Source organism: Streptomyces lunalinharesii, assembly GCF_039532155.1.
Taxonomy (GTDB): domain Bacteria; phylum Actinomycetota; class Actinomycetes; order Streptomycetales; family Streptomycetaceae; genus Streptomyces; species Streptomyces lunalinharesii.
The window spans coordinates 1-4,954 of sequence record NZ_BAAARK010000088.1 but is presented as its reverse complement, the minus strand read 5'-3'; the positions used below and the strand labels follow the sequence as shown (position 1 = coordinate 4,954).

Here is a 4,954-nt window from a genome sequence, read left to right as displayed (position 1 = left end):
TCCATTTGAGGCCGTCGACGGGGGTGGGTCCGCCGAGGGAGGCGGGTAGGGCGATGATGCGGGAGGTGGGGCGGTCGGGGAAGCGTAGGAAGTAGGAGGGTGGGTTGACGGAGTCGCCGGTGCCGTGTAGGCGGTAGGTGGCTTCGATCAGGTCCACGATCTCGGGTGCCCGGCCCTGGAGGGCGTGTTGGACCTGGGCCCCGGAGATCACCGCGAACGGCGGCACGGTGGGCGGCGCGGGATCGGCGGGTCGCGGAACGGGCGGGTGCAGGGTCGTCATGGCGTGGTCACCTCGATGCTGGGGGAGCAGTCGGACAGGCGGATCGGGTCGGCCATCGCGACGAGGACGTCGCGGGGGCCGTCGAACGGCTCCCTGCTGTGTGCGGTGCGGATGTTGTCCACCACCATCAGGTCGCCGTCCTGCCACGGTGCGCGTGCGGTGTGGGTCTGGTAGACCGTGTTCACCAGCTCGACGACGTCCTGGTCCAGCGGATCGCCGTTGCCGTAGCGGGTGTTGAAGGGGAGTCCGTCGGCGCCGTAGGTGTCGAGGAGGTACTCCCGGATCTCCTCGGCGATCGTCCACTCGTTGAGGAAGGCGATCTGGTTGAACCAGCAGCGGCGTCCGGAGATCGGGTGGCGCACGACGGCGCTGCGGCGCTGGCGGGTGTGGAGGGTGCCGTCGGGTTGCCACTGGAAGGCGATGGCGTTGGCCCGGCAGTAGCGTGCGACGGCCTCGCGGTCGTCGGTGCCGAACGCCTGGGCGACGGAGGCCCCGATCTCGTCGTTGTAGCTGCGGGTCAACAGCCAACCCTGCCGCTCGAAGCGCCTGACCACTTTCCTGGGCAGGGCGTCCAACACGCTCGTCGCATCGGCCACCCCGGTGGCCCCGCCGTCGCTGGGGGCCTTCAGGCAGGCGAAGAGCATCAGGCGGGGGAAGCGGAGCGCGTAACTGAGTTCGTGGTGCATGCACATCGGCTGGTTCTGCGGCCACTTGGACGACGAGTACACGCCCGCGCCGTAGCTGTGCCGGGGGGCGAAGCTCTCCGTCTCCGTCATCAGCTCGGCGGACAGGGCCGTGAAGGTGGCCGCCGCCGCGCCGGTGTCGTGCAGGCCGAGGCCGCGGACCAGAACGGCGCCGTGTGCGGCGACGGTGGCGCGCAGGGCGTCCTTGTGCCGGGCCGCCCAGCGGGCCGGGTCGCCGTGCGCGTCGGCCAGGAGCAACGGTGGTGTGCCGGGCCGCAGCTCCACGCCGGGCAGGGTCGTTGACGGTGGCGATGACATGTCGGGTTCTCTCCTGTGGTGGGTGCGTACGGGGGTGCGGGTGGGTGTCCGGCGCGGCCGGTGTCCGACGTGCGGTTCAGGAGGACGTCGGCAGGGGAACGGCGGCCAGTACGGCACCGGCCGCCGCGGCCGGGCGGGTGCGCGGGAACAGGTGGCCGCCGTCGGCGATGCGGTGCAGCTCGACGTGGTCGGCCAGGAGCCGCCAGTCGTCGTGCCGCTGGGCGGCGCCGGCGGTACTCGGGTCGTCGTCGGCGACGACGACGGTGAGCGGCGCGGTCAACTTCGCGACCGGCGGGCGGTCGAGGAGTTCGGCGAAGAAGTGGTGTGCGGCCAGACAGTCGTGCCGGTAGGCGGCGCCGGCGTGCAGGGCGGGTGCGGAGTCGGGCGCGCCGAGCGGGTGCCGCTCGTGGCCCGCGCCCAGCTCCTTGGCGATCTCGGCGTCGCTCCGGGCGGCCAACGTGCCTGCGGCGGCACGCCGTTCGGCCGCCGCACCGAGCAGCTGGGCGCCGACGAACACCCGCCGCGCGGGCGTCCCACGGGCTTGCAGCAGCTGGGCGGTGGCCACGGCCGGCGCCGCGCCCGACGAGTGGCCCCACAGCAGGACTCCGGTCAGACCGCGGCGGGCGATCTCGGCGACGGTCTGCTCGACGACGTCGTGCAGCGACGCGAAGGGCTCGTCGGGGGCGGCCGGGTCGTGGCCGGGCAGTTCCACCGCGTGCACCGCCCAACCACTGTGCCGCAGCGCCCGGGCCAGCGGCTGGAAGGTGACCGCGTTGCCCCCGGCGTGGGGGAAGCACACCAGGTGGCCGAGGGGCTCGTCCGCCGGTTCGGCGAGGGTGTGCAGCAGCCCGTGGTCCGCCGCGCTGCGGCCGTCGACCAGTGCGGCCAGGTCGGCGAGGACCGGGTGGCGGGTGAGGTCCTTCAGCGACACCGCGCGGTCGAGCGTGATGGCCAGTTTGACGGCCGACAGCGAGGTGCCGCCCCGGTCGAAGAAGTGGTCCCCGCGCCCGATCCGGTCCGCGGGGACGCCGAGGACCTCCGCCCAGGCGCGGGCCAACCGCCGCTCCGTGGGGGTTCGCGGCGCACGGCGGCCCGCCTCGGGCGCCCCGGCCCCGGCGGCCAGCGCGGTGAGCGTCGTCTTGTCGGTCTTGCCGTTGGGCGTCAGCGGCAGCCGGGCCCGCCAGTGGAAGGCACCGGGGACCATGTAGGGCGGGAGCGACTCGGCCAACCGCCCGCGCAGGGCGACCGCCGCCAACGGCCGCGGGCCGCAGTAGAAGGCGACCAGGTGCTTGCCCTGCCGGTCGTCCCCGGCGACCACCACGGCTCCGTCCCGGACACCGGGCACGCGCAGCAGGGCGTTCTCGATCTCGCCGATCTCGATGCGGAAGCCGCGGACCTTGACCTGGGCGTCGCGTCGTCCGAGGAACTCCAGCTTCCCGCCGGGCAGCCACCGGCCGTAGTCGCCACCCTGGTAGAGCCGCTGACCCGGACGGTGGGGGTCGTCGAGGAACGCCAGTCGGGTGCGTTCGGGGTCGTTGACGTAGCCACGGCCGACGCAGACGCCGGAGAAGACGATCTGCCCGGGGGCGCCGAGCGGCACCGGCTCCAACTGTTCGTCGACGACGTAGACGCGGACGTTGGGCACGCACGGTCCGAGTGGGACCCGGTCGTCGTTCGGGGCCTGGTTCATGACTTCGTGGTTGGTGTCGTCGGAGGTTTCCGTGAGGCCGTAGGCGTTGACGAGTTGGACGCCGGGCCGGGCCGCGAACCAGCGCTGGACGAGTTCGTTCTTGAGCGCTTCCCCGGTGACGGAGACGCAGCGGAGGTCGGGTAGCGGGTGCGGGTGGCGTTCGAGGTGGGTCAGGACTGCTTCGAGGTAGGAGGGGACGACTTGGAGGACGGTGATGTGGCTGTCGGCGAGGGTGTCGACGAAGCGGGGGACGTCCATGATCGTGTTCTGGTCGATGAGGTGGGTGTGGCCGCCGGTGAGGAGGGCGGCGACCAGTTGCCACAGGGAGATGTCGAAGCATTGGGGGGCTGTCTGGGCGATGACTTGGTTGTCGGTGATGCCGAGGTCGGTGATTTTGGCGTGGAGGTGGTTGAGGAAGCCGGCGTGTTCGCACATTGCGCCTTTGGGTTCCCCGGTGGAGCCGCTGGTGAAGTAGATGTAGGCGAGTTGGTCCGCCGCGATCTTGATGCCGAGGTCTGTTGCGGACCGGGTGTGGTCGTCGGCGGCGTCGACGCCGAGCGTGCGGACGTCGGGCAGGGTGGCCAGGGCCGGATCGAGGGTGCCGGTGCTGCCGCGTTCGGTCAGCACGAAACGGCACGCGGCGCGGCTGAGCATGGCGGTGATCCGGTCGGCCGGGAAGTGCGGCTCGATGGGGAGGTAGGCGCCGCCGGCCTTGAAGACGGCCAGGACGGCGGTCAGCCAGTCCAGGTTGCGTTCGGTGACGACCGCCACGACGTCCTCGTGCCCCAACCCCCGTTCCAACAGCGCCCGGCCCAGGCGGTTGGCGCGTTCGTTGAGTTCCCGGTAGGTGCACTGCCGGGCGCCGTGCACGGCGGCGACGGCGTCCGGGTGGATCCGCACGCGCTCCTCGAACAGTTCGTGGAACCGGAGATCGGGTAACTCGTGCGCGGGGCCGGCCAACTCGTCGAGCTGGAAACGGCGTTCGGCGTCGGAGAGCAGGGTCCCCCGTCGGGGTTCGGCGTCCGGATCCGCCGCGAACCGGGCCAGCGCCGTGCGGTGGTAGCCGGCTATTCGGGCTGCGGCGTCCGCGTCCAGCAGCGTGGTGCGGTACCGCAGCCTGAGGGTGAGCCGTCCGCCGGTCCGTGCCGCCGTCACCCGGAGCACCGTGCTCCCGGCCAGCTCGTCGTGGGTGTCGCAGAGGTCGAGTTCGGTCTCGAACGGCGCCTGTTCCGGGCCCGGTTCGACCTTCAGGTCCTGCACCGCCCGGGCGGAATTGCGGGCCAGTTCCCGCCAGGTGCCCGGGGCGGTGGACACCCGGCAGGGCAGCGCCGGACCGCCGTCGGCGGCACGGTACCCGGTGGTGACGTCCGGTTCCCCCGACAGTGCGGCGAGCACCGTGGCGTGCGCGGCCAACACCACCGCTGCCAGGGGAACGCGGTGGGCGTCGGCCCAGCGGTCCAACCGCGTCACCAGCGCGTCGGGCAGCGGCAGTTCGAGAGCGGCGAGGCCGGGCTGCGGAGTGGTGGTCCATCGGGGGACCACGGTGAATCCGGTGCCGGCCGGCGCCTTGCGCCGGCGCTCGCGGTCATCGTCGTTCGGTGTCTTCATCGGACTTCCTCTGCTGGCTCGGGCCGGGGCGTCCCGGTCGGCGGTCGGGCGCGGTGCGGGGGTGGTGCGCTGCGGTGCGGCCCGGTCGTGGTGGGCCGCCGTGGTGTCCCGTCAGCCCGGGGTGTGCTCGGTGACGGTCGTGCCGTGGTGCGGGGAACGCGGTGCCGGTGTTGGGCGGGCGACCGACCCCGAGGGGTCCGTCGGGGTGCCCGCGGCGGGGCGACGCGGCCGGTGGTCGCGCACCGCGCTGGCGGGGTTGCCGGCCCAGAGGGCGTGGGGTGGTACGTCTTCGCCCTTCATGAGGAAGGAGTCGGCGGCGAGGGTGGCGCCGTCGCCGAGGGTGACGCCGTAGTGGACGAGTGAGCCGATGCCGAG

Annotated in this window: 3 protein-coding genes and 1 pseudogene; all 4 read right to left on the bottom strand. The window is 72.9% G+C overall.

What is annotated here, in order from left to right:
* Positions 1-280: pseudogene (locus ABD385_RS40885) on the bottom strand (2,3-diaminopropionate biosynthesis protein SbnB); the annotation flags it as partial.
* Positions 277-1,281, bottom strand: coding sequence for a TauD/TfdA family dioxygenase (locus ABD385_RS40880; RefSeq protein ID WP_344585309.1), 1,005 nt, complete (start codon positions 1,279-1,281; stop codon positions 277-279). The pseudogene ABD385_RS40885 and the gene ABD385_RS40880, both read right to left, overlap by 4 nt.
* A 76-nt stretch (positions 1,282-1,357) precedes the next feature.
* Entirely contained in the window at positions 1,358-4,579 is a 3,222-nt protein-coding gene (locus ABD385_RS40875) for a non-ribosomal peptide synthetase (protein ID WP_344585307.1), read from the bottom strand.
* Between the two features lie 111 nt (positions 4,580-4,690).
* Positions 4,691-4,954 (bottom strand): hypothetical protein (locus tag ABD385_RS40870; protein ID WP_344585306.1); only part of this gene is annotated, 264 nt, incomplete at its 5' end.